Origin of the sequence: Aeromicrobium sp. (assembly GCF_036675695.1) — a bacterium.
Classification (GTDB): Bacteria; Actinomycetota; Actinomycetes; order Propionibacteriales; family Nocardioidaceae; genus Aeromicrobium.
This window is the reverse complement of the sequence record NZ_JAKFEL010000118.1, coordinates 1-24,013: the sequence shown is the minus strand read 5'-3', so window position 1 is coordinate 24,013 and position 24,013 is coordinate 1. Positions and strand designations below refer to the sequence as shown.

The following is a 24,013-nucleotide window of genomic DNA, read 5'->3' as shown; positions in this document are numbered from 1 at the left end:
GCCGTTGAGGGATATGTGAGTCTGTTCTCATGCCCTTTGACGACCTCGACCGGCCGCCGCTCGATGCCGGCGCACTGCGTACAGCCGTGACAGGTCCCGGACGGTTCTGGACCGACATCGTGATCACCGAGCAGACCGGCAGCACGAACGCCGATGTCGCTGCTGCTGCGCGGGCCGGGGCACCTGAGGGAACGGTGCACACCACCGATCTCCAGGTTGCAGGCCGCGGTCGTCTTGACCGTACGTGGGAGTCGCCTGCCGGATCAGGCATCGCGGTGTCAGTGTTGTTGCGCCCTGACGAGATCCCGGCGGCCCGATGGGTGTGGCTGCCATTGCTGGTCGGTCTGGCCGTCGATGCCACGGTGCGCGAGTTCGGCGTCGACTGCGGACTCAAGTGGCCCAATGACGTACTGGTCGACAACCGCAAGCTGGCTGGCATCCTGCTCGAACGCGTTGACACCCCGCAGGGTGCGGCGGCGATCATCGGCGTGGGCCTCAACGTCACGCTGCGCGAAGACGAGCTGCCCGTCGACACGGCCACCTCGCTCCTGCTCGAGAGTGCGACCGAGACTGATCGCACGATCGTTCTCCGAGCACTTCTTCGCAACCTCGAGGCGCTCTATCGGGCGTGGAAGGAAGCCGACGGCAATCCGGCTGCCGGCATCCGAGACTCGTACGAGCGTCGCTGCGTCACGATCGGCACCCGCGTACGCGTCGCCCTCCCGAATGACACATCGCTGGAGGGTGAGGCGACTGCGATTGACGAGCTGGGGCGCCTCGTGGTCGATGGCCAGGCCATCAGCGCAGGCGATATCACCCATGTCCGACCAGCGACGTGACAAAATCGCCCCATGGCTCTTCCCCGCAAGCTCATGGTCGACGGCGAACACACGGTCGCGACGACTCGTACACACATCAAGGTGCTGTTCGTCCCTTTCGTGATCCTGCTGCTCGTTGCCCTGCTCGAAGGGTTCGTGCAGGCCAGGGTCGACGGTGACGTCAACGCCACAGTGCGCTGGATCCTGGTCGGCATCGCGCTCGTCCTGGTCTTCTTCGGGACGTTGCTTCCATTCGCCAAGTGGCTCGCCTGGACCTACACGCTGACCAACAAGCGGATCGTCGAGCAGAAGGGCCTGCTGACACGTACGGGTCGGGTCATCCCACTCAGCCGCATCAACGATGTCGCCTTCGAGAAGAACCTCAACGACCGCATCCTCGGCTGCGGAACGCTGATCATCCACGATGCCAGCGAGCAGACGGGCTTGAAGCTCACGGACATCCCGCACATCGAGGCATTCCATCGGACCGTGTCCAACCTCGTCTTCGAGCAGCACGACAAGTCGGCGAGAGATGAATCGGTCTGAGCTGCGCGATCAGCTCGTCAGCCAGATCCTGGGTGGCGAGCTCGATCTGACGAGCGCTGAGGTCGTCGAGAAGGGCGGTCTCACCCTCGACGCTGGCAAACGTCTGTGGCGCGCACTCGGCTTCCCCGACACGGGGGACAGCATCGCGTACGGCGCCGCTGACGTACGCGCTGTGTCGATCGTCGCGGCCTCGATCGAGCATGGCGTGCTCGATGAGCTGACGGCGTTCCGCATGACTCGCGCCCTCGGCCACACGATGTCTCGACTCGCTGACTGGCAGGTGTCGACGCTGGTCGAACAGGTTGAGCACGATGTCGAAGGCGGCAAGTCGGGCAGCCGGCTCGAAGCGGCGATTGAGCTGGCGACCAATGCCGCCCCCGGTTTCGAGGAGCTCATCCTTTACGTATGGCGTCGCCACCTGGCCGCGGCGGCCGCGCGGATCGAGGCGCTCGGTGCTGCAGATGAGGAGCTGCTGTCGACCGTCATGACGGTCGGATTCGCCGACCTCTCACGATTCACGTCCCTGGCGAACGGGCTCGACGATGCGGCGCTTGCCACCCTGGTCGAGAACTTTGAGACGCGTTGCGCCGACATCGTCACCGCCCACGGCGGCCGTGTCATCAAGACTCTCGGCGATGCCGTGCTGTTTGTCTGTGACGACGCAGTCGAGGGCACGCGCACCGCGCTCGATCTCGTGCGGCAGATCGGTACGCGCGCTGAGCTGCCCGACATCTGTGTCGGCCTCGCCACCGGATCGGTGATCAGCCGACTCGGCGATGTGTTCGGCCCGCCCGTCAACCTTGCGGCGCGCCTCTCGCACGTCGCCCGCAGCAACAGGGTGCTGATCGACGAGGGCACTGCGCTGTACCTCGATGACGAGTTCGACATGCGTACGCTGCCGCCGCGCCCGTTGCGCGGGTTCGGCAACCTCTCGCCGATCACTGTGAGTGAGCGCCGCGGCTTCTTCCGTACCGACTAGAGTTTCGGCGTGTCCTCCTCGCCGCTGTCGCTTGCCGTCATCGGCGGCGGGCAGCTGGCACGGATGATGCAGCAGGCCGCGATCGGGCTTGGCGTGCACATCCGGTTGCTGGCCGAGGGCCCTGACGTCTCTGCCGCACAGGTGATCCCCGATCATTTCGTCGGCGACTACACCGACATCGACGACCTGCGCCGCGCCGCTGAGGGTTCTGGCGTGGTCACGTTCGACCACGAGCACGTACCGCCCGAGCACCTGCGAACTCTCGAGTCTGAGGGTCACGTGCCTCGGCCCGGGCCTGGTGCTCTCATCCACGCGCAGGACAAGATCACGATGCGAACGAAGCTTCGCGAGCTGGGTGTACCGTCGCCGCGCTGGTCGGTCATGGCATCGGTTGAGGATGTCGTCGCATTCGGCCTGCCATGTGTGCTCAAGACCCCGCGTGGCGGCTATGACGGCAAGGGGGTCTGGCTCGTACGGTGCGAGGCCGACGCAGCCGAGGCTCTCGCGGCAGAGGCCGTGCTGGCCGAGGAGCTCGTCGACTTCCGCCGCGAAATCTCCGCGCAGGTGGCTCGTCGGCCGTCCGGTGAGAGTGTCGCGTACGTCGTGGTGGAGTCGCGCCAGGAGAACGGTGTCTGCAAGGAAGTCATCGCTCCGGCGCCCGACCTCGCCGAAGACCTCTCCGCCCAGGCCCAGCAGATCGCGTTCGACGTCGCCGAGGCGCTCGACGTCACGGGCATGCTGGCGGTCGAGCTGTTCGAGACGAGCGACGGTCGCCTGCTCGTGAACGAGTTCGCCATGCGACCGCACAACACCGGCCACTGGACGATCGACGGTGCTGAGACCAGCCAGTTCGAGAACCACCTGCGTGGGGTGCTCGACCTGCCACTCGGCCCGTCGACACCTTCGGCTCGATGGAGCGTGATGTACAACGTGTTGGGTGGTGCCGTGGAGGAGCTGGAGGCGCAGGTCAGGACCGTGCTCGAAGCGGTGCCCGAGGCCCACATCCATCTGTACGGCAAGGCTGTGAAGCCCGGCCGCAAGGTTGGCCACCTAACGGTTACCGGAGATGATCTCGAGGGAGTCCTAGCGCAGGCTCGCCGTGCGGGCTCGCTGCTGCAGGACGGCTAGCCCTCCCGTCACCGATACGCTGATGCCATGACTGACGCACCCCGTGTGGGCATCGTGATGGGCTCGGACTCCGACTGGCCGACGATGGAAGCCGCGGCGACTGCCCTCGGCGAGTTCGGCATCGCATACGAGGCCGATGTCGTATCGGCGCATCGCATGCCCGACGAGATGCTCGCCTATGGCCGCGACGCGCACAGCCGCGGCATCGAAGTCATCATCGCCGGCGCCGGGGGAGCAGCTCACCTGCCAGGCATGCTGGCGGCTGTCACACCCCTGCCGGTGATCGGTGTACCCGTCGCGCTCAAGCATCTCGACGGAATGGACTCCCTGTTGTCGATCGTGCAGATGCCCGCTGGTGTGCCTGTGGCGACCGTGTCGATCGGCAACGCCCGCAACGCGGGGCTGCTGGCCGTACGCATCCTCGCCACCGGCGACGACCTGCTGACGCAGAAGATGCTCGAGTTCCAGGCCGATCTGGCTGACCAGGCCCGCGCCAAGGGTGAGAAGGTCCGCAAGCCCGCCAAGAAGGCCGGCTTCCGCTAAGGGCGCGTCCGGCAAGCCCACCCGCCGCCCGGACGTCCCCGCATCCCGGCTGCCTGCGTTCTCGGTTCTCGCTAGACGACCCTGGTATGGCTTCGGCCCTCGGCCTTGGCATCCGGGCGCGGAAACGCCCGGATCGACTGCGCGGGTTGCCGGACGCGCCCTAAGACTTGTAGAGCCCTTCGGCGTACGTCGCTGAGGAGTAGTAGGCCTCGAGCTCTTCCATGGAGTCGTCAGGACGCTCGAGGCTCTTGGCGATGGCAGCACGGCTCGGCACGGCCTCCGGGGCCCACGTTTCGGGCTTCCAGAGCGACGATCGCAGGAATGCCTTCGAGCAGTGGAAGAAGATCTGCTCGACGTCGACCTCAAGGATCACGACCGGCTTGTGGCCCTTCACGATCATCTGGTCGGCGTACGGCGCATCGGCGAGAAGCTTCGCCCGCCCGTTGACGCGCAGTGTGTCTCCGCGTCCGGGGACGAAGAAGATCAGTCCGACGTATGGGTTCTGCAGGATGTTGGCGAACCCGTCCGCGCGCTTGTTGCCCGGTCGCTCGGGGATTGCGAGCGTCGTGTCGTCGACGACCAGTCCGAATCCAGCCGGGTCTCCTTTGGGAGACACGTCGCAGCGGCCGCTCGCATCCGACGAGGCGACCAGGCAGAACGGCGATGCTGCGAGCCAAGCCCGGTGCTCGGGAGAGAACGACGCGCGGTCCTTCTCGAGGACGCGCTCCATGGGCTCGCCGAGGAGCTCGCGGAGCTCGGCTTCGGTCGTGATCGTCATGATTCGAACGCTACTCCCGATGCGAGTGCGTCTGCTCGGGTGTGTCCGATCGCACTAGCTCGCAGTTTTGATGCTCGTCGAGCCCGCCCTACTATTAGTAGGTCGTCCTACTAATTCTGGAGTCACCGTGTCAGACATGTTCGTCCTCTCCGAAGAACACCAGGCCATCCGTGAAGCCGTACGGGCTGTCGCCGAAGCCAAGATCGCGCCATTCGCCGCAGAGGTCGACGAGGACGCCCGCTATCCCGCAGAAGCCGCTGCCGCGTTGCTCGCCGCGGACTTCCACGCCCCCCATGTTCCGGAGGAGTACGGCGGAGCTGGAGCTGACGCCCTCGCGACCGTGCTCGTGATCGAAGAGGTCGCGCGTGTTGACGTCTCTGCCTCACTGATCCCCGCTGTCAACAAGCTCGGATCGCTTCCCGTCATGATTTCCGGCGACGAGGACATCAAGAAGAAGTACCTCTCGCGCCTCGCCGCAGGTGAAGGGTTCTCGTATTGCCTTTCCGAGCCGGATGCCGGTAGCGACGCGGCCAATCAGAAGACCCGAGCCGTTCGCGATGGAGACGACTGGGTGCTCAACGGCGTCAAGCGCTGGATCACCAACGCTGGCGAGTCCGAGTTCTACACCGTGCTCGCCATGACGGACCCCGACAAGCGTTCCAAGGGCATCTCGGCCTTCGTCGTCGAGAAGTCCGATAAAGGCGTGTCGTTCGGCGCTCCGGAGAAGAAGCTCGGCATCAAGGGCTCGCCGACGCGCGAGGTCTACCTCGACAACGTACGCATCCCCGGCGACCGCATGATCGGCGCCGAAGGCACTGGCTTCGCAACCGCGATGAAGACCCTCGACCACACCCGCGTGACGATCGCGGCTCAGGCCGTCGGCGTCGCACAGGGAGCGCTCGACTACGCGCTCGGCTACGTGCAGGAGCGCACCCAGTTCGGCAAGAAGATCTCTGAGTTCCAGGGCATCGAATTCATGCTCGCCGACATGGGCATGAAGATCGAGGCCGCTCGCCAGCTCACGTACGCGGCCGCCGGTCGCTCGGAGCGTGGCGACAAGGACCTCACGTTCTTCGGCGCTGCCGCCAAGGCGTTCGCGTCCGACACCGCAATGCAGGTGACGACCGACGCGGTCCAGCTGCTCGGTGGCTACGGCTTCACCAAGGACTACCCGGTTGAGCGAATGATGCGCGACGCCAAGATCACGCAGATCTACGAAGGCACCAACCAGGTGCAGCGCATCGTCATGGCCCGCCAACTCCTCAGCGGGATTCAGTCCACACTCTGAACTGAATCCCCGCCGAGGCTTGGTTAGAGCTTCTCCATCCCGTAAGCCACTTCCTCGCGCAGCGAAGCGATGATCGCCCTGGCGACCTCGGGTTCGATCTTCTTGCCGATGAACGGGATCGACACCTTCACGTCACCGTCGAGGGTGAACTCCGTTCCTCCGCTCGAACCCGTGAGCTTCGCGACGCCCACCATCTCGGCCGGCTGACCGATGATGCTGACCTTGACGTTGGCCGTACGGTTGCCGTCACTGTCAGGCCCGCCCCACACCTCGGTCTGCTTGACCTTGACGGTGCTGCCGGTCAGCTTCTTCACGAAGTCAGGCATGTCGGCTTCCTGCGTACGGAACAGCGTGACGGTGGCACCATCGCCGGTCGCCTCGACCGACACGTCGTACTCAATTGCCTCCTGGTTGGCGCACGACTCCGTACGGAATGCCTGATCAGAGATCAGTGCATAGACGCTCTCGACGTCGGCGCCGTCGTAACTGAAGGACTCCTTGATCTTCATCGGATCACTCGCTCGGCGACGAGATGGCTGCCGCGCCGCCGCTCTTGAGCTCGGACAGACGTGCCTCGATCTCGGCACTGCTGCTATCACCCTCGAGCTCCTCGAACTGTGCGTCGAGGCTGGATGCCGCGAGCTCGGACTTGCCCGCGACCTTCGCCTCTTCGCGGCGGACCTTCTCCTCGAAGCGCGAGACCTCGCTGGTCGGGTCCATGACATCGATCGACTTGATCGCGTCGTGGACCGTGTTCTGGGCTTCGGCAGTCTTGGCGCGAGCCACCAGCTGGTCGCGCTTGGTCTGCAGCTCTTCGAGCTTTCCCTTCATGTTGATCAGCCCGGCCTTGAGCTTCTCCACGACCTCGTTCTGCGAGGCGATCTGCGGAGCTGCGGTCTTGGCCTCGTTCTCGTAGCCGATCTGCTTGCTCAGTGCGATCTTGGCGAGCGCGTCGAACTTGTCGGCCTCGCCAGCGGAGCCCGACGTACGCAGGGAGTCGGCCTTCTGCGAGGCAGCGAGGGCTTTGTTGCCCCACTCCTGTGCAGCGCTGATGTCCTCCGCGTGATCGGCCTCGGCAAGCCTGAGGTTTCCGATGGTCTGTGCAACGGCCTCCTCGGCCTCGGCGATCGAGCTCGTGTAGTCGCGTACGAGCTGGTCCAGCATCTTCTCGGGGTCTTCGGCCTTGTCGAGGAGCGAGTTGATGTTGGCGCGGGTCAGCTGGCCGATTCGGCCGAGGATGGACTGTTTCTTTGCCATGGTTTCGTCAACTTTCTGTAGGGATTGCCCGTGCTGTTGAACTGTGCTGATTCAGGTGCTGCTGCTGGTCTAGAACCTTCCACCTCCACCGCGACGGGCACGTGTCCCGCCGCCGCCGAAGCTGCCGGGGCCGCGTCCTCCGCCGCCACCGCCTCCGCCACTGCTGGTGCCGGTGAGGATGCCGCCGAGACCTCCGCCGCCACCTCCACCACGTCCGAGTGCGTCGATCAAGATGCCACCGAGGACCATCGAGTTGAGGCCCCCGCCGGCGCCGCCCGAGCTCTGCCGCTGGCTGCGTTCCCAGGTGCCGACATCGGTCTGCGCGAGCTGCTCGGCCTCGTTGACGAATGCCTCCGCCTTCTGGAGCGCTTCGAGAGATGCCGCCGGGTCTGCCGCCACGGTCTGTGAAGCGCGCTTAAGGTGACGAGCCGCCTCGGAGAGTCTCGTACGCGCTTCGGCACCGACAGCGCCTCTGCGGGTCTCGATGAAGTCTCCGACGGCCTTGACTCGTGAGGTGACCCGGCCGAGGGACTCAGACAGCGCGACGCGGGCCTTCTCAGCTTCTGCGGCAGCAGCGCGTACGGGTGCCAGCAGGTCGTCGAGGGTTGCCTCGGCTGTCTCAAGTCCAGCTGCTGCCGCGAGGGGGTCGTGACCGGCCTGTTGGGCGTACGCGATAGCCGCCGCTGCAGCTGTCGCGGCGGGGGAGACGCCGGGATCGTTGGCGGCAAGCCGTGCCGCGTCGTCGACATCGAGCTGAAGCGAGCTGAGCCGCTCAGCGATCTTGCCCGGCGCTGCTTTGAGGTCGGTGTCAGCGTCTGACACCGCATCGAGAAGCTTTGAGGCCTGGCCCACGGCGTCCTCGGCGGCACGCGCATGGGTGACAGCGGAGGCCCGATCGTCGGTCTTCAGGGCATTGGTTCCGTGCGCGATCTGTTCCCGGGCCGCCGTGATGAGCGCTTCAGCCTGGTCGGCATTCTTGTCGACCGAGGCGAGTGAGGTGGCGGGATAGGTCGCAGCGAGCTGTGCGATGACGGTGCGGGCGCCCGGGATGCGTTCGATGATCTCGCCGGCTCGCTGCTCCAGGTCCTCCAACACCTGGGGAGCCTTGGCTTGCAAGTCGCGGAGCTTGTCGAACTTCTCGACCTGCTCATCAAGTGACTCGCTGACTGCGATGCACAGCCGGATGATCTCGCTGGCCATGTGGCGCTTCTCCGGCTCGGTCTCGGGCTCAGAGTCGTCCAGCTTCTGGCGAAGGCCGAACGCTTCCTTGATCGACACGTGCCCCGCCTTGACGGCCTCGGCAAACTCGCGGGTCACGTCCTTGCCGAACTGCGCCTCGGCGAACCCAAGCTCTTGCTCGGAGGTCTTGATGGCGTCGTCGATGCCGACCAGTGCGGCACTGGACTGCTTGTTGAGCTCATCCGTGGTCAGCTGTGAGAGCGGATCGATGGGCTGTCCGTGCTCGTCGAGCACGACATGTGTGTCGTCGTACTTGCGGCGCATGCGGCGTACGAGCAGTGCGCCACCACCCGCTACGACGACACCACCGGCGACGATCGCTCCCCACGGCAGACCAGCGCCCTCTGCGGCATCGGTGTAGCCCTCTGCTGCTCCAATCGCAGCCCCGGCCCAGTCGTTCTCGTCCAGCGCTGGCTCGATCTTGTCGGCCTCGATTCGGGCGAAGTCATTGTCAGAGATCGGATGTTGGTTGGGCACGGAGGTGCCGTACTTGCGATCGTCCACCGCCACGGCAAGCAGCGTCTCGGTCGTGCCGAGTCCCGACTTGGTCGCGGTCTGATCAGACCAGGCGGGTCCGCTGAGCCCGTCAAAGCTCTTGACATAGACCACGAAGAGCTGGAAACCAGTCGCTGCCTGGTACTTGTCGAGCGCCTTCTGAACCTTGGCTTCGTCGCTCGAGCTGAGCACGCCGGCTGTATCAGTGATCTCGCCGGTTACGTCGATAGGTGGATCAGCGTGCGCTGCGACGCCACCGAAACCGAATATGGCCAAGGCCAGCAGAACCAACACGGCCCATACACGTGTTTTGGTGATCACCCCTGTGATCTTGCTGCATCGCACCAAGCGAAACAACCAATTCCTGACTATCGCTTTCCGCCGTTCATCTGCCGTGATTCAGGCAGAGATCGGCATGCGCAGAGCGAACGTCGTATTGCCTGGCTCGCTCGTGACGTTCGCGGTGCCACCATGGCCGTGCATGATCGCCTCCACGAGGGACATCCCGAGTCCGGCGCCGCCTGATGCACGCGTACGGGATGAGTCGCCGCGGGTGAATCGGTCGAAAAGAGTAGGCAGCAAATCGGGTGCAATCCCAGGCCCGTTGTCGTGGATCTCGATCACGACTTCGGTCGCCTCGACGTGCATCCGCACCGTCACGACAGTCTTGGGCGGGGTGTGCCGGCTCGCGTTGGTCAGCAGGTTGGTCACGGCTTGATGGAGCCGCTGCTCATCACCGGAGACGATGATCGGCTCGTCGGGTACGTCGAAGGTCCATTTGCGCTTCGGGTCGACGACGCGGGCGTCGTTGACGGCTTCGACGACGAGGCGTGTCAGATCGACGTCGTGGCGCTCCAGCTCGCGGCCGGCATCAAGACGGGCGAGGAGCAACATGTCCTCGACCAGGCTCGACATACGCCCAGCCTCCGACTCGACCTTCGCGAGGATCTCGTCGGGATCCGCACGTCCGGTACGACGACTCAGCTCGGCGTACCCCTTGATCGTCGACAGCGGAGTTCGGAGCTCGTGCGAGGCATCGGCGAGGAACGTACGCGCCTGCTGCTCGCTCTCGTGGCGTGCGTCAAGGGCACGCTCCATGTGCTCGAGCAGCTTGTTGAGGGCCTCGCCGACCTGGCCGACCTCGGTCGCCGGGTCCGTCAGCTCGGCAGGTACGCGGACTGTCGTGCCGACAGCGCCCGTCGACAGCGGCATCGCTGCGACTTCGTTCGCAGTAGTGGCCACCTTGCGAAGGGGTTCGAGCTGGCGTCCGACCAAGATCCGACCTGCGATGGCGGCAAGGAGGATGCCGAGCAGGCCGAGACCGGCTTCCCACCAGATCAGGGTGCGGATCGTGTCGTCCACATCCTTGGTAGGGATGCCCTGCACGAGGATCTCGCCACCGGGCGCCTCGGTCGCAGCGACGCGGTAGGAGCCCAGGCCAGCGACCTCGAACGTGGCGGGCTTCCTGTCGGGGGTGAGGTCGTCGAGCACGTCGAGCTGCTTCGCTGTCAGTTCCTTCCGGTCGCCGGACTTTGTGATCGTGAAGCCAAGGCTCACGTTCGTGCCAAAGACTGCAGAGATGCTGCCTACCCGGCTCCCGCGTGGGTCGGGTGGTGCCGGGCCATTCCCCTGCCCGATTTGCGGCTGCCCGTTTGTGTCGAGCCGGACCTGACCCTGGACGACCATGCCGCCCCGTTCCAGCGCCCCTGTGACCTGGTTGTCGAGCTGGTTGATCAGGTAGGTGCGCATCACGATCGTCGCGACCAGGGCGATCAGCAGGCTGATGGCGGCGACGAGAGCTATGGCAGTGACGATCAGTCGATTGGTGAGCGAGGTCGGGAGCATCGGCTAGCTCACCGGCTTGAGGACGTATCCGGCACCGCGCTTGGTGTGGATCATCGGTTCGCGACCCGCATCGACCTTCTTGCGAAGGTAGGAGATGTAGATCTCGACGACATTGGCCTGACCGCCGAAGTCGTAGTCCCACACACGGTCGAGAATCTGCGCCTTCGACAGCACTCGGCGTGGATTGCGCATCAGGAAACGCAAGAGCTCGAACTCGGTTGCAGTCAGCTCGATCGGCTCACCGGCACGTTCGACGTCGCGACTTTCCTCATCGAGGCTCAGGTCTCCGACCGTGATGACCGCCTCTGGTCGTGCCTCGGTGGCACCGCTGCGGCGCATGAGTCCGCGTAGACGGGCGACGACCTCTTCAAGACTGAACGGCTTGGTCACATAGTCGTCCCCGCCGGCGGTGAGTCCGGCGACGCGGTCCTCGACGGCATCGCGGGCGGTCAGGAACAGGACCGGGACCTCGGGGGAGTGTGCGCGTACCTTGCGCAGCACCTCCATGCCGTCGAAGTCGGGAAGCATCATGTCGAGCACGATCGCGTCGGGCGCGAAGTCCTTGGCCGCTGCGACGGCAGTACGACCGGTGAACGCTGTCTCGATGTCCCAGCCCTCGTACCGCAGTGCCATCTGCAGCAGCTCGGCGATGTTGACTTCGTCATCGACGACCAGCACGCGCAAGGGTGAGCCGTCGGCGCGCGTCAGAGCAGGAGTCATCTGCCCAGTTTCGCCCGAGGATCTGAGGCGAGGGGTGTGAACAGCCTGTGAGGTTCCTGTGAGTTGCTCAGACCCGTGCGGCGTACGAGTCCCAGACGTCCTGGCACTGCACGTAGTCCGAGCCCCACGGCATCTGCGAGCCAGTCCAGGTGACGACCTTCGCGTCGTGCACGACCTCGACGTGAGGCAGGCGGTTCCACTCGGGGGCAAGGTGTGCCCGGTCGGCGCCTGCGTAGGCGTTCAGGACTTCCTGCACGTTGAGCTTGTAGCGCTCCACCCAGGGCAGGAAGTGGCGGCAGAACTCATCCGCGCGCATCCGGTCGAGGTCGAGGACCGCAACGGAAGCGTCGAAAGCGAGGAAGTCGTACGAGTGCAGGGTGTGGCTGCGGAGGATGAGCTCGCGAGCCAGGGGGTTCTCGTCCTTCATCCGCTTGGAGGCGTTGATCGCGTGCATGAAACCGCTGTCGATGTCGGGCGAGGTGCGTGCAGCAAGTGGGCTGCCTGCCAGGTCCGTCTCAGCGAGCTCGGCGATGTCGCCGACGACCACGGAACGGATGTCGAGATGGACGATCCTGGGCACGTCTCGCAGCAGCTCCGGCAGGAGCATCTCGTCGACCGTGGTGATGCGGGGCGACTCGTTCAGGGCGGTGCCGTAGTTGACGTCGTCGGTCGGCAGCCACGTGAACGTGACTGTCGGGAAGGCGCTGGCAACGCGCTTGAAGTCGCCTTCGTCGTGACCCCGAGTGAGGACGTACGCGTGGATCGGGCGGCTCGCGTTGGACACGATCGACTCGAGGACCACGTCGAGCTGGTGCTTGAGATCGGCGCCGAGCGCGAGCTCGACAGCGACAGGGTCACCGGCGGGCGCGTCCTCGGTGCGCTCGATGGTCACCGAACGTTCCTGGATCGCGCGACAGGCGGCTGCGATGTCGAACGACACCTCACCGATGTCGTCGACGCTGTGACGGAGCGCCTCGGCAGCCGCAACCTTCGGGGCCGTGAGCTCGCGCCACAAGGCGTAGACCTCGTCCTCGGACTTGCCGGCTCCGATGGCGCCGATGACCGGCTCGAGCAGCGCAAGCATTCCGGTGCGGATGTTCTCGTAAGCCTCGTCGGTGATGTTGACCAGGCCGTCAAACCGCACGTCAGAGGGGTTCTTGGCACGGAACTCGACCTTGGCGCCGAGTGATCGGGCCGGCAGGTAGCAGTGCAGACGTGACGTGACGACGTTCTCGTACTTGACCTGGTAGCTGGTGAGCACCTTCATCGCGTCGTCGACGTTGTCGGCGAAGTCTGTACGGCGAACCTCCGGGTCGGTCTGCTTCCACGCCACGCCGGGACCGGTGGGAGCGGTGTCGACGTAGAAGGTGCCGCTCGGCTTTGCTCCCGGGACGGCTGGGAAGACGGTGTCGACCGTCGTGGTGAGGCAGCCCGAGAAGAAGGCCGGGACGCCGGCAGCCTGGAGCAGGTGCACGGTGTTCCAGTCGCGGCAGCCGATCGGTGCGTACTTCTTCAGGTAGTCGATGACGCCGTCGGTGAGGAGTGCGGGTGCGTTGACGTGGAACGAGACGAAGATCGGACGCAGCCGCGGGTTGAACGGCATGTCGAACTTGCCGCCGAACATGCGGTGCATGTACCAGCCGAACGCCAGCATCCAGGTGCCGTCGGGCACGAGGTCGTGGTTGGTCGCGTCGCGTTGCACGCGGTAGAGGGTGATCTCGGCGTCGTCGCCGTCGATGACCCGCTCGGGCTTGATCCGCTTCTGCAGCATGTGCGCTGAGCGGACGGCGTCGGCCTCACCGCTGAACCGGAAGCCGCTGCGGCGTACGAGGTGTCCCATCGACGCGATGGTCTGCACGTGGTCGCCGAGGTTCTTGGATGCGAAGGCTTCGTCGGGCTGCTTGTAGTCGAGGATCGCGAACGGGATGGTGCCTGCGGGAACGCTGATCTCTTGCTTGGCCTTCTCGGCAGTGCCGTACCAGTCCTCAAGCCAGCCGATCTTCGTGACGAGGCGATCGTTGCCGTCTGCCTCAGCGCTGGCCCGGCCACGTGTCAGGGCCTCTCGCGACTCGGTCTCGAACCCGGCCTGGAAGCTTGTCGAGGCGATGTCGAACCACTGTGTTGCAGTCGCGTCGATGGTGCCGCCGCGCAGACCATCAGCGAGCGCCTCACGGGCAACGGTTGGCTCGAGCGTGAAGCCGGCGCGGAAGTACTCCGCCGGGGCGAGCCGCAGCACCTGCGCACGCTCTCCGCTGGACAGCAGTTCCCAGGTCATGGCGGGCAGGTGGTCCTGGGCGGCGACAACTCCGGCGACGATGTCACCGACGGCTGCATGCTCGGGCTTGTTGCGCAGCACGTACGCCAGCGACCGGGCCTGGTCGATCGAGCCAGCGCGGATCATGCGGCGCGCGGCGCGCACGAGCCCTTTGTCGGAGGGCTCGTCCTGGAGCAGCTTTGTGAAGGAGGGGTCGTCGGTGTTCGCACTTGGACGCTTTACGCTCGGCTTCGGGCTGCTCAGCGGCTTTGACTGCCCACGGTCGAGGAGTCGCTTGGCCCTCCGTAGCGCCTTGCCCAGAAACTTCCGGGCGCTGCTCGAAGAGCCTCGTGCCGATGGAGTTGCCACTGATGATCACCTATCCGCCGATAGCCCGGTCCGGCCTCTCGAGCCGAGGGCGTTCAGCCTTCGCAGCAACCGTACAGAGGCCGGGGCCGAGGTCCCGAATCGCGTCTGTCATACGAGGGGATCAGGTGGACGCGTGCGCGATGCGCCGGGTACCGTCTCCCTGTCAATGTACGTCGGGAGGGACCGCATCAAGCGGTTGGTCAGCCAGGCGTCGTCACGCCTTGCAACAACGCCTTCGACGGACAGCCCCATGTCATCGCGGCAGATTCGGACCTGTAGTGCTCGCCTTCATCACGACTCTGCGTCACCCCAGCAACTCCAATGACTACTACCGCGTGGAGCAGCTCCTGAAGGAGACGCTTCGCTCGGTCACCAACCAGACGTCCGACGACTTCGTCGTGATCGTCGTCGGCAACCAGAAGCCCGAGTTCAAGCTGCCGAAGAACACCCACTTCGTGCAGGTGAAGTTCAAGGCTCCCGCACCGGCTGCCGTACGGGTCAGCCGCAAGCCCTTCATCCGCGACAAGGGCACCAAGCTCGGTATCGCGCTGATCAAGGCCCGGGAGTTCAACCCGGACTACGTGATGATCTTCGACGCTGATGACTTCGTGCACCGCGATCTGACTGAGTTCGTCGCAAAACATCCCGGCCACCCGGGATGGGTTGTCGACGAGGGCTGGATGTACTCCCGAGCCCGCCGCGCCTTCCGCCCGCAGTCTGAGTTCAATCGCACCTGCGGGACCTCCTTCATCATCCCGTTCGAGGCGTACGAGGTGCCGGAAGACCTGGGCGTCGACGCGACCTGGTCTGAGATACGCGATGCGTACGGCGAGCGCCTCCCGAAGATCATCGGCGCTCACAAGCGGGCGGTCGAGTGGTACGCCGACCACGGCCGGATTGTTGAACCGCTGCCGTTCAAGGGCGCGGTCTATCACGTCGACACCGGCGAGAACCACTCCTTCAACGTGCTCGATGGCGATGCGCAGCCGCTCACTCGCCAGATGGCGAAGGAGTTCGGCATCCCCAAGGTCAACTACCTGAGGACGCTCTGGGCTTGCTACTGCTCCGAGACGATGTGGCGCTGGCTGAAGCCCTTGGATCCGGCCTTCGAGCAGTACAGGCGTGGCAAGCGCTTCTCAAAGCGCGTCTTCCGAGCGATCCGCCGACGGATCCGCCGAGTGCTCTGATCTGCACAGCCGCCTGACCAGGCCCTTCACAAACGTGCCGCTGTTCGGCACTATCTGTGCAACGTCATCTCTTCGGGGGAAGAGGCATGGGATGAATCAGTCGACGTCGGCATTGACCGACCGCGTGCGCGACCTGGTGCGCGAGCGTCGGATCGATCCGCGCACCGACACCGAGTCCGTGCGTCGAGCCGCGGCCGAGGTCATTGCCGAGCACGACACCCGCAGCCTCACCGGCGCGGTGCGGCCGCTCGACGAACCTGACCTCGTCATCGGTCACATCGTTGCCAACGTTTCCGGATTCGGGCCTTTGCAGCCATACCTCGACGACGAGACAGTCGAGGAAATCTGGATCAACGAGCCGTCGCGTGTGTTCGTGGCTCGCGCCGGTAGGCACGAGCTCACGCCTGTGATCCTGACCGTCGAGCAGGTGCGAGAGCTGGTTGAGCGCATGCTCTCCTCCTCGGGTCGCAGGCTCGACATCAGCCAACCATTCGTCGACGCGATGCTGCCAGGCGGTCATCGCCTTCACGTGGTGCTCGATGGCATCTCGCGCGGATTCGCGGCCGTCAACATCCGCAAGTTCGTTGCCAGGGCTCACACGCTCGATGACCTGGTGACTCTGGGGACGCTCGACCAGCAGGCAGCCGCATTCCTCGACGCCAGTGTCCGAGCCGGACTCAACATCGTCGTGTCGGGTGGCACCCAAGCCGGCAAGACCACCCTGCTCAACTGTCTTGCCGCGTCCATTCCCGGGTTCCAGCGGTTGATCTCGGTCGAGGAGGTCTTCGAGCTCCAATGCGGGCATCCCGACTGGGTGGCCATGCAGACCCGGCAGGAGGGGCTCGAAGGAACCGGAGGGATCGACCTCCGGACTCTCGTCAAGGAAGCGCTCCGCATGCGACCGTCGCGCATCATCGTTGGAGAAGTTCGGGCGGCAGAGTGCCTGGATCTACTGCTTGCCTTCAATGCTGGATTGCCCGGTATGGCCAGCATCCATGCCAACTCAGCCAAACAGGCCCTCGTCAAGATGTGCACGCTGCCGCTGCTTGCAGGGGAGAACATCGGCTCGCGATTCGTCGTTCCCACCGTGGCGTCCTCGATCGATCTCGTGGTCCACACCGGCATCGATCCCGATGGATCGCGGGCTGTTCGTGAGATCGCCACCGTGACAGGTCGGGTCGAGAATGGGCTCATCGAGTCAGAGCCGGTATTCGTACGCCGATCCGGACGACTCGAACGTGGCCATGGAGCACCGCTGCGGCGCGACGCATACGAGCTTGTCGGCATTGACCTGGACGAGATTCTGGGAGTCGGTCGATGGGTGCACTGATCGGCTTGGTGTTTGGTGTCGGCGTTCTGTTGACGATGGTCGCGTTGACCGCTCCAGGGTCGAAGCCTCGGCGGCGGTCGGCGCGCCAGACGAATCGTCTGACCTCGTTGCTCTCGGCGGCCGGTGCCGAAGGCGTCTCGCCGGCACAGGTTGCTGCGCTCTGTATCGGTTCATTCTTTCTGGCAACGTTCGTGATGCTTGGTATCTCCGGTGTGCTCGCGGTCGGCATCGTCTTCGGACTGATGGCGGCTTGGTTGCCGCTCGCAGTTCTTCGGAGCCGTGCGTCGAGACGCCTGCGCGAACATGCGGCGCTGTGGCCGGACGTCGTGGACAATCTCTCGTCCGCCGTAAGAGCGGGACTGTCCCTACCTGAGGCGCTGATGCAGCTCGGAGAGCGTGGCCCGGAGGGGCTACGGGCGCCATTCGCGCAGTTCGGACGCGATTACCAAGCGACCGGTCGTTTCCATGAATCTCTTGATCAACTCAAGGTGCGCCTTGCTGATCCCGTGGGCGATCGAGTCGTCGAAGCCCTGCGCATCGCCCGCGAGGTGGGCGGCGGTGACCTCGGCCGGATGCTGCGTGCCCTGTCCGGATTCCTTCGAGACGACCTGCGTACGCGCGGTGAGCTCGAATCGCGTCAGTCGTGGACCGTGAACGGTGCACGGCTCGCCGTAGCGGCACCGTGGCTGGTGCTGCTCTTCATGAGCTTTCAGGGCGAGGTGATTCAGCGGTTCGCAACTACGACTGGGCTCGTGGTGCTCGGGTCCGGCGCCGCGCTTTGCGCCATCGCCTATCGGCTGATGATGTGGATAGGGCGGTTGCCGACCGAGCAGAGGATCCTCGCGTGACAGGAGCATTGATAGGGCTGCTTGCGTCTACCGGAACCGTACTTGTGGTTTCGGGCTGGCTGCGTGCACGGCGCCCCGCCCTCGACCAGCGGGTCCTCCCTTACGTGCGTGATGTCCATCCTCACTCCCCGGCTGTTGCTCCGACGGGCGTCGTCGGCGCAGTCTTTGGGCCGAGTGTTCGCAGGGCCGGCGAGGCGGTTGGCGACATCCTCGGTGGGTCCGCGAGTGTGTCGCGTCGTCTTGTGCGCCTGGGATCGTCGATGTCAGTCGATGATTTCCGCATCCGTCAGGTCGTGTGGGGTGCGATCGGGTTGGCCGTCGGAGTCGTGGTTTCCCTGTTGCTGTGGTCGACGCGTGGTTCAGCCGTACCCGTGCTTCTTGTGGTGTGCGTCGCCGGCCTCGTCGCTGGGGTGCTGTGGTGCGACAACCATCTGTCGGGTCAGGTTCGGGCTCGCGAGGAGCAGCTGCGGGCTGAATTCCCGGTCGTTGCAGATCTGCTCGCGCTGGCCGTTGCCGCGGGGGAGAGTCCGGTCGTCGGCCTCGAACGAGTCATGAGGGTTTGCAGCGGTCACCTGTCGCACGAGCTGGGCCGCGTGCTGGCGGACATCCGCACCGGTACACCCATGGCCGTTGCCTTCGACGGGCTCGCGGCGAGAACTGGCGTTGGGAGCATCGCGAGATTTGCCGAGGGACTCGCGATCGCAGTTGAGCGAGGTACGCCGCTGGTTGACGTCCTGCACGCCCAAGCTGCGGATGTGCGCGAGGCCGGACGTCGGGAGTTGATGGAGGTCGGTGGCCGCAAGGAGGTCGCCATGATGATCCCGGTCGTCTTCCTAATTCTGCCGGTGACGGTGGTATTCGCGTTCTTTCCTGGCTACATCGGCCTACATCTGACCTCTGGGATGTGACCAAGAGATGAGGAGACTATGGAACGACTGTTGAGGATGCTTGGCTCACGCCATGACGACCGGGGTGATGTTCCGGGATGGGTGATGATCACGGTGATGAGTGCGGGAATTGTTGCCGTGCTCGGTGCCGTTGCTGGCCCGCAGCTCCGCCAGATGCTCGAGCAGGCGCTGTCTTCTGTCGGAGGCTGACCTTGCGTGCGCGCGACGACGTCGGCAGCGCTGTCGTCGACTTCGTACTGGTGATGTTGTTGCTCGTCCCACTGGTGCTGGGCATCGCGCAGGTGGGTCTGGTTCTTCACGTGCGCAACACGCTTTCGTCCGCCGCCTCCGAAGGTGCTCGCGCCGCGGCACCGCTCGGCGCGACTCCCGAGGACGGGGCGGCGCGTACCCGGGCCATCATCCGCACGGCACTCGCGGACAGACACGCGGGCGATGTGTCAGCCTCCTGGACGACTGTCGGTGGAGTGGCGGGTTCGGAGGTCGTGGTTCGCACGCGGGTTCCCGCGCTCGGACTGTTTGGTCCATCGGTCTCGCTGACGGTTCGCGGTCACGCCGTACGAGAGGTGGCGCCGTGAAGCGCGGCTCGGATGGCACGGCATCGGTCGAGTTCGTGTGGCTGACGATCTTGCTGCTCGTGCCGTTCGTCTACGTCCTGATCGCGGTGTTCGATACGCAGCGCGCTTCGTTCGGTGTCTCAACGGCGAGCCGCGCGGCGGCCCGGGCATTCATTCAGTCACCTGATGTTGCGACTGGCGAACGGCGCGCCCGTATCGCTGCCAACATCGCACTCGACGATCAAGACCTCCACGCCGCCTCAGTGCAGATCACGTGCCTTCCGGCCCCGTCCGATTGCCTGCAGCCGGGTTCGTCGGTACGCATCCGAATCAGCACGACTCAGCCTCTGCCGTTGACGCCGAGTGCGCTGGGCTCGCAACTCGGCGGCATCGTGGTCGACAGCGTGCACACCGAGCCGTACGGCAGCTTCCGGGCGGCGTCGTGAACCGCGAGCGTGGTCAGATCACCGTCATGACGATCGGCTTCTTCGTGTTACTTGGTCTGCTCGCGGTCGTCGTGATCAACTCGTCAGCCGCGTTTCTTCAGCGTCAGGAGCTGGCCAACCTCGCAGACGGTGCTGCCCTGGCCGCGGCGGACGGCTTGAGCGAGGAAGCGTTCTATCGCCACGGTGCTGACGACTCGCTGCGGCTGGATCCGGCGGAGGCGCGGCGACTCGTGGCGAGCTATGTCGCTGCGTCAGACGGCGACGTAGACGATGTCACAGTGACGGCATCCGATGATGAGGTGCACGTCCGGATTGAGCGAACTATCTCGCTCGCGATCGCGCCGCCGGGTTGGAGCTCGCAGACCACGATCGTCTCGGAAGCGACCTCCCAACTGCGGCTCAACCGCTAGCGGGTCAGTCCAAGACGCCGCCGAACCCACCCCACTTGCGCACAGCGCCCTTCACCCCAGTGCTGCCTAGGTTCAGGGCTACGCTGCCGCTGGTCTTGGGACCAGTTGTGGCGATCGACAGCTGGTGGAACTGCCCTGCGTCCATGACCGTGCCGACGCCCTCGCTTGGTGCTCCAATGATGAGGCTGCCCTGGGTCTGGCTCTGCACGTTCGCGATCGCCACGCTGGCTCCGAAATAGTCCCCGGCCTCCACCGAGCCGGCGATACCCGACGTGTTCTGGTGGAAGCGGGCGCCGCCACTACCGGCAGTGGTGAGTCCGGTTGAACTGCCGAGCAGGATGGTCACCGAGCCAGCTGCATTCTTGCCATCAATGTCGTCGTAGATGGTCCCGATCGCCAGGTCGTCGAAGGATCCCGAGTTGAGCCGTCCCATGGCCAAGGAACTGCCGAAGAAGTGCCTCTCACCGTTAGCTCCAGCGATACCTGGGCTCGACTGGGTCCACTGCTTCACACCGGTCGCGGTCAAGCCGCTGGCAGAACCCTTCACCAGCGCGACCGAACCACCGAGGCCCACCTCTGGCAACCCCGCAGCGAGGTCGTCATACCCGTCGGCATCCACGTCACCGGCAGCCAGGACCTGGCCGAAGTTGTGCACCTCGATCATCTCGCCCGGCTCTTCCTCGCTCTCTTGAAACGTCACGTCGTCGACGCCGAGAGACGGTCCGGTCAGCGGCTCAGTGGTGGTCGGTACGAAGGCGTTCCCGTCCCACTCGAGGATCTGCACTTTGGAGCCCCCCTCTTGTCCTGTCGCGAGCTCCTGGACCCCGTCGCCGTCGAAGTCACCGGCGGCCAACACGTTTCCGCGGTACACCGCGTCTGCGGCGCCGCCGTCTGGATGCGGCACTGTGCTCTGGTCCACGCTCAGCCCGGCGCTGTTTCCTTCAAAAATTGCAATGCTGCCGCCACTCGCCAGGTCGGTCACACCGTCGTGGTTCAGGTCAGCCGCCTCCAACGCCTGGCCGAGTCGTCTGAGAACCGGATAACTCGAGATGTCCGAGCCGAAGACCTCTTCGTTGGTGATGCGCTTGCTTCCCGTCATCTTGAGACCCGACTTCGAGCCGTAGAAGACGTAGATGCTGCCGGGCATATACGCCACAGGGGCGTCCTCTGCTTCCTCTGGGGCGTCGCCCGGGGCGCCGACGGCGAGATCCGCACATCCGTCGTCGTTGAAGTCGCCGAATGTCAGAGATCCGCCGAAGTCATCCCAGTCATTGCCGATGCCAATGACCCCGCTCACGGATTGGTCGATGTACTGATCGTCCAACGCGGTACCTGATGGCCCGCCCGACAGACCCTTGGGTCGCCCGTAGAACACGTGAACCGCGCCGCCGGGATCCGCGGAACCCGGCTCGCTTACTGCGACCTCGGCATAGCCGTCGCCGTTGACGTCACCTTCGACGCCGGATGTGCAGGTCAATGCCGATGCGGGGGAGCTCGCGGCCAGCACGAGCCCTCCAGCGATCAGACTGCCGGCCACTGTCACTCTCTGGAACCACGAATGCCTCATGGTGATAACCCCGCCCCCGAAGTTTGTTGCATGTCTGTTGACCTTCAATGTACGACGGAAAGAGTTCGCGCGGAGCGATTCCGCTGCTGGCCGATCGATGAGGCGTCGCTTGGTGCTCAGGAAATGTGTGCGTGAACATCCGCTCGGTGCTTCCGGCGGGGTGCCGGGAGCCCTAAAGTCGGATTGGGAATGGCGCGTCACGTGGGCGCTGGTTGCTCGGGTTCCGGACAGGAAAAGAGTGGCCCATGACCGAGCTCAATGGCACCGACGAGACGCACGATCTGGGCTTGGGCATCACGATCACCGCTCCGGGAATCGTGGGCACCGTGCATGTGCGCCCAGACCTATCTCACCTGGATGTCGACTCGAACCCCGCGCTGACCGAGGACGAGCAGGTTAATCGAGTCATCGGCTCGATATTTCCCTCACGAAGGGTGCTGGACGCGCAGGTGTGGCGGGGAATCGACGGGTCTGCGAGCGATGGTTTGGCGACGTTGGCACTGGACTCGCCCCCCAGCGGTGCCGGAGTGGTCATGGTCGCCGATTCGGATCCGGACGGGATCGTGACGTTCCATTCGGCGGAGCGGTACAGGGCCGATCGCGCGCTGGCCGCTGATGAAGCCGTAGAGGGTGATCGACTCACCTTCACCATCCCGTTGTCGCGGCTGGTCGATCCGCCAAGAGACGGCGAAATGACGGACCTGGCGATTCCGGCACCAGTCAAGAAGATCATCACGTTCCTTTTCCACGACGTCGCGGAGATGGCTGTACGCGAGGCGGCCGAGTGGTTGGCAGACCGTTGGGAGGACGAACACCGGCCGTACGAGCTCAAGCGGCTGGACGTCGGCGAACCGGGCAAGTCCGCGTGGGCAGAGTTCCCCGTTGCAGGCTGGCCTGATCTGCAGGACAAGAAGGTTCTCCTCCTGTTCCACGGCATCTTCAGCACCGTCGAGTCAGCCTTCGGTGGCTTGGACGGACTCCTCGAGGGTGAGACCGGCAAGACGCCATACCAACTGCTGGCTGAGAAGTACGACCACATCATTGGCTGGAATCACCCGAGCGTGAGTGTTGATCCGCTCGAGAACGCCATCAGGTTCAGTGAGCACGTTGGGACCGATGTCGTGCCGACCGTCGACGTTCTGTGCCACAGCCGCGGGGGTCTGGTGGCGCGACTGGTGGCAGGTGAACAAACCACCAAGGTGGCCGCATCGGTGACGGCTCGCCAGATCGTCTTCGCCGGCACACCGAACTCCGGCACCGTACTGGTCGAGCCTGACAACCTCGAACACTTGATCAATCGTTTTGTGAACCTGCTGCGCTGGATACCGCCAGGGCCGTGGTCCGCAGCGAAGCTCGACGTCGAAGGATTCCTGCACCTGGTGAAGTTCATTGGGATGAACATCGAGGAGGGCCTTCCCGGACTGGTCTACATGTCCGAAGAGAACATGAAGATCCACAACAAGGACTTCACTGTCACCGGCAGCCGCCACGCGATCGGCGCGAACTTCGAGCCGACGGACATGGCCAAGCGACTCCTCGACACTGCAGAGGATCGCCTGGTGTTCGCCAACGTCGACAATGACGTCGCGGTGCCCACCGCACAGGTGAATGTGGGGGAGGAGCCGCCCGTGACAACCGACCGCGGCGACACCTGGCACGGCACCTACTTCAAGGATCCGCAGGTTCGAGCGCAGCTCCTCGAATGGCTTCAGCCGATCTAGCGGTGCCGGCTCAGCAATCGAGGGACTCGCGGATCGAGGCTGAGTACTGCTCGGCCTCACCGTCGGCGTACTTCGTACGCGGCCAGAAGAAGCCGCGCAGTCCGTCACCCTTCGTACGCGGAACAACGTGCACGTGCAGGTGGGCGACGCTCTGCGAGACCACGTTGTTCATCGCGACGAACGTTCCCTGGGCACCGAGACCTGAGGTGATGGCATTGCCGACGCGCTTGGCAGCGTCAAGGAGCGGAACCATCAGCTCCTCCGGCAGGTCGGCGAGCGTCACGAGGTGCTGGCGGGGGACCAGGAGCACGTGGCCCTTGAACACCGGTCGTACGTCGAGGAAGCCGACGACGTGCTCCTCTTCGAGCACCAGATGCGCATCGACCGTGCCGGCAACGATGCCGCAGAAGAGGCAGCCGTCTGTCATAGGTCGATCAGACCACATAGTGTGGAGCCATGGCTGCCAAGAAGAACGCGAAGAAGAGTGCGCCCGGCAAGAAGGCCGCTCCGGCCCGGAAGGGTGCTGGCAAGCAAGAGGGCGGCGAGTCCGACCTGAAGGCGAAGTTCCGCGAGGCGTTGGAGAAGAAGAACGCCAGCAAGCACGCCTCAGCCGAGGGTGCCGAGCACGACGGCAGCGAGAAGTCGCACGGAGCAACTGGGCCCACGATGGCGCCCGAGTTCCGCCGCAAGAGCATCTGACCTCTCCCTGTAACCTCGACGGGTGGCAACACCTGATTTCGCAGAACAGCTCAAGGCCCTCGACGCGACCCTGACGTCGATCGA

General features: G+C 64.8%; 25 protein-coding genes. 16 read left to right on the top strand and 9 right to left on the bottom strand.

The window, feature by feature from the left end; translation table 11 throughout:
* Positions 1–29 precede the first annotated feature (29 nt).
* From V6M39_RS07510 to purE, 5 genes are read left to right on the top strand one after another with little or no spacing between them, the layout of a single operon-like run.
* Positions 30–839, top strand: a complete 810-nt coding sequence (locus V6M39_RS07510) for a biotin--[acetyl-CoA-carboxylase] ligase (protein ID WP_332643180.1) — start codon at positions 30–32, stop codon at positions 837–839.
* Positions 840–851: 12 nt separating this feature from the next.
* Positions 852–1,364, top strand: a complete 513-nt coding sequence (locus V6M39_RS07505) for a PH domain-containing protein (protein ID WP_332643179.1) — start codon at positions 852–854, stop codon at positions 1,362–1,364.
* On the top strand, positions 1,351–2,343 hold the full coding sequence (locus tag V6M39_RS07500; protein WP_332643178.1) for an adenylate/guanylate cyclase domain-containing protein: 993 nt from the start codon (positions 1,351–1,353) through the stop codon (positions 2,341–2,343). The genes V6M39_RS07505 and V6M39_RS07500 overlap by 14 nt, the downstream gene beginning before the upstream one ends.
* 9 nt (positions 2,344–2,352) lie before the next feature.
* Positions 2,353–3,471, top strand: coding sequence for a 5-(carboxyamino)imidazole ribonucleotide synthase (locus V6M39_RS07495; RefSeq protein WP_332643177.1), 1,119 nt, complete (start codon positions 2,353–2,355; stop codon positions 3,469–3,471).
* Between the two features lie 27 nt (positions 3,472–3,498).
* Positions 3,499–4,014 carry a 5-(carboxyamino)imidazole ribonucleotide mutase gene (gene purE, locus V6M39_RS07490; protein ID WP_332643176.1) on the top strand — a complete coding sequence of 172 codons (516 nt, stop codon included), beginning with the start codon at positions 3,499–3,501 and terminating at the stop codon, positions 4,012–4,014.
* A gap of 160 nt (positions 4,015–4,174) precedes the next feature.
* Here the strand turns inward: purE and V6M39_RS07485 are convergent, their stop codons facing one another.
* Positions 4,175–4,792, bottom strand: coding sequence for a pyridoxamine 5'-phosphate oxidase family protein (locus V6M39_RS07485; RefSeq protein WP_332643175.1), 618 nt, complete (start codon positions 4,790–4,792; stop codon positions 4,175–4,177).
* Positions 4,793–4,928: 136 nt separating this feature from the next.
* Between V6M39_RS07485 and V6M39_RS07480 the strand changes: the two genes are divergently transcribed.
* Complete coding sequence (locus V6M39_RS07480; RefSeq protein ID WP_332643197.1) at positions 4,929–6,080, top strand: acyl-CoA dehydrogenase family protein; 1,152 nt, start codon at positions 4,929–4,931, stop codon at positions 6,078–6,080.
* A gap of 23 nt (positions 6,081–6,103) precedes the next feature.
* Here the strand turns inward: V6M39_RS07480 and V6M39_RS07475 are convergent, their stop codons facing one another.
* The 6 genes from V6M39_RS07475 to V6M39_RS07450 all read right to left on the bottom strand — a co-directional run bounded on the left by V6M39_RS07475 (position 6,104) and on the right by V6M39_RS07450 (position 14,055).
* A complete protein-coding gene (locus tag V6M39_RS07475) occupies positions 6,104–6,589 on the bottom strand; it encodes a DUF2505 domain-containing protein (protein ID WP_332643174.1) in 486 nt (161 codons plus the stop codon).
* 4 nt (positions 6,590–6,593) lie between these two features.
* On the bottom strand, positions 6,594–7,337 hold the full coding sequence (locus V6M39_RS07470; RefSeq protein WP_332643173.1) for a PspA/IM30 family protein: 744 nt from the start codon (positions 7,335–7,337) through the stop codon (positions 6,594–6,596).
* A gap of 69 nt (positions 7,338–7,406) precedes the next feature.
* Positions 7,407–9,392 carry a TPM domain-containing protein gene (locus V6M39_RS07465; protein WP_332643172.1) on the bottom strand — a complete coding sequence of 662 codons (1,986 nt, stop codon included), beginning with the start codon at positions 9,390–9,392 and terminating at the stop codon, positions 7,407–7,409.
* Positions 9,393–9,470: 78 nt separating this feature from the next.
* Entirely contained in the window at positions 9,471–10,916 is a 1,446-nt protein-coding gene (locus V6M39_RS07460; RefSeq protein WP_332643171.1) for a sensor histidine kinase, read from the bottom strand.
* 3 nt (positions 10,917–10,919) lie between these two features.
* On the bottom strand, positions 10,920–11,636 hold the full coding sequence (locus V6M39_RS07455) for a response regulator transcription factor (RefSeq protein ID WP_332643170.1): 717 nt from the start codon (positions 11,634–11,636) through the stop codon (positions 10,920–10,922).
* A gap of 67 nt (positions 11,637–11,703) precedes the next feature.
* A complete protein-coding gene (locus tag V6M39_RS07450) occupies positions 11,704–14,055 on the bottom strand; it encodes a glycosyltransferase (RefSeq protein WP_332643169.1) in 2,352 nt (783 codons plus the stop codon).
* Between the two features lie 482 nt (positions 14,056–14,537).
* Between V6M39_RS07450 and V6M39_RS07445 the strand changes: the two genes are divergently transcribed.
* The 8 genes from V6M39_RS07445 to V6M39_RS07410 all read left to right on the top strand — a co-directional run bounded on the left by V6M39_RS07445 (position 14,538) and on the right by V6M39_RS07410 (position 19,942).
* A complete protein-coding gene (locus V6M39_RS07445) occupies positions 14,538–15,446 on the top strand; it encodes a glycosyltransferase (protein WP_332643168.1) in 909 nt (302 codons plus the stop codon).
* 91 nt (positions 15,447–15,537) lie between these two features.
* Positions 15,538–16,776, top strand: coding sequence for a CpaF family protein (locus V6M39_RS07440; protein ID WP_332643167.1), 1,239 nt, complete (start codon positions 15,538–15,540; stop codon positions 16,774–16,776).
* Positions 16,764–17,624 carry a type II secretion system F family protein gene (locus tag V6M39_RS07435; RefSeq protein ID WP_332643165.1) on the top strand — a complete coding sequence of 287 codons (861 nt, stop codon included), beginning with the start codon at positions 16,764–16,766 and terminating at the stop codon, positions 17,622–17,624. The genes V6M39_RS07440 and V6M39_RS07435 overlap by 13 nt, the downstream gene beginning before the upstream one ends.
* 260 nt (positions 17,625–17,884) lie before the next feature.
* Entirely contained in the window at positions 17,885–18,532 is a 648-nt protein-coding gene (locus tag V6M39_RS07430) for a type II secretion system F family protein (RefSeq protein WP_332643163.1), read from the top strand.
* Positions 18,533–18,550: 18 nt separating this feature from the next.
* On the top strand, positions 18,551–18,721 hold the full coding sequence (locus V6M39_RS07425; protein ID WP_332643161.1) for a hypothetical protein: 171 nt from the start codon (positions 18,551–18,553) through the stop codon (positions 18,719–18,721).
* Between the two features lie 2 nt (positions 18,722–18,723).
* The gene (locus tag V6M39_RS07420; RefSeq protein WP_332643160.1) at positions 18,724–19,107 is read left to right on the top strand and encodes a TadE/TadG family type IV pilus assembly protein; all 384 of its coding nucleotides are present in this window, start codon (positions 18,724–18,726) and stop codon (positions 19,105–19,107) included.
* Positions 19,104–19,532 (top strand): hypothetical protein, encoded by a 429-nt coding sequence (locus V6M39_RS07415; RefSeq protein WP_332643159.1) that lies wholly within the window; start codon positions 19,104–19,106, stop codon positions 19,530–19,532. Before V6M39_RS07420 ends, V6M39_RS07415 begins: the two co-directional genes overlap by 4 nt.
* Positions 19,529–19,942: a pilus assembly protein TadG-related protein gene (locus V6M39_RS07410; RefSeq protein WP_332643158.1), complete on the top strand. Its 414-nt coding sequence runs from the start codon at positions 19,529–19,531 to the stop codon at positions 19,940–19,942. The genes V6M39_RS07415 and V6M39_RS07410 overlap by 4 nt, the downstream gene beginning before the upstream one ends.
* Before the next feature lie 4 nt (positions 19,943–19,946).
* On the opposite strand, the gene V6M39_RS07405 is transcribed toward V6M39_RS07410, so the two are convergent.
* Entirely contained in the window at positions 19,947–21,479 is a 1,533-nt protein-coding gene (locus V6M39_RS07405) for a hypothetical protein (protein ID WP_332643157.1), read from the bottom strand.
* 275 nt (positions 21,480–21,754) lie between these two features.
* Between V6M39_RS07405 and V6M39_RS07400 the strand changes: the two genes are divergently transcribed.
* Complete coding sequence (locus tag V6M39_RS07400; protein ID WP_332643155.1) at positions 21,755–23,230, top strand: DUF7379 domain-containing protein; 1,476 nt, start codon at positions 21,755–21,757, stop codon at positions 23,228–23,230.
* A gap of 10 nt (positions 23,231–23,240) precedes the next feature.
* On the opposite strand, the gene V6M39_RS07395 is transcribed toward V6M39_RS07400, so the two are convergent.
* Positions 23,241–23,657, bottom strand: coding sequence for an HIT family protein (locus tag V6M39_RS07395; protein ID WP_332643154.1), 417 nt, complete (start codon positions 23,655–23,657; stop codon positions 23,241–23,243).
* Between the two features lie 29 nt (positions 23,658–23,686).
* On the opposite strand from V6M39_RS07395, the gene V6M39_RS07390 reads away from it, so the two are divergent.
* A complete protein-coding gene (locus V6M39_RS07390) occupies positions 23,687–23,929 on the top strand; it encodes a DUF5302 domain-containing protein (RefSeq protein WP_332643153.1) in 243 nt (80 codons plus the stop codon).
* Positions 23,930–24,013: the final 84 nt, after the last annotated feature.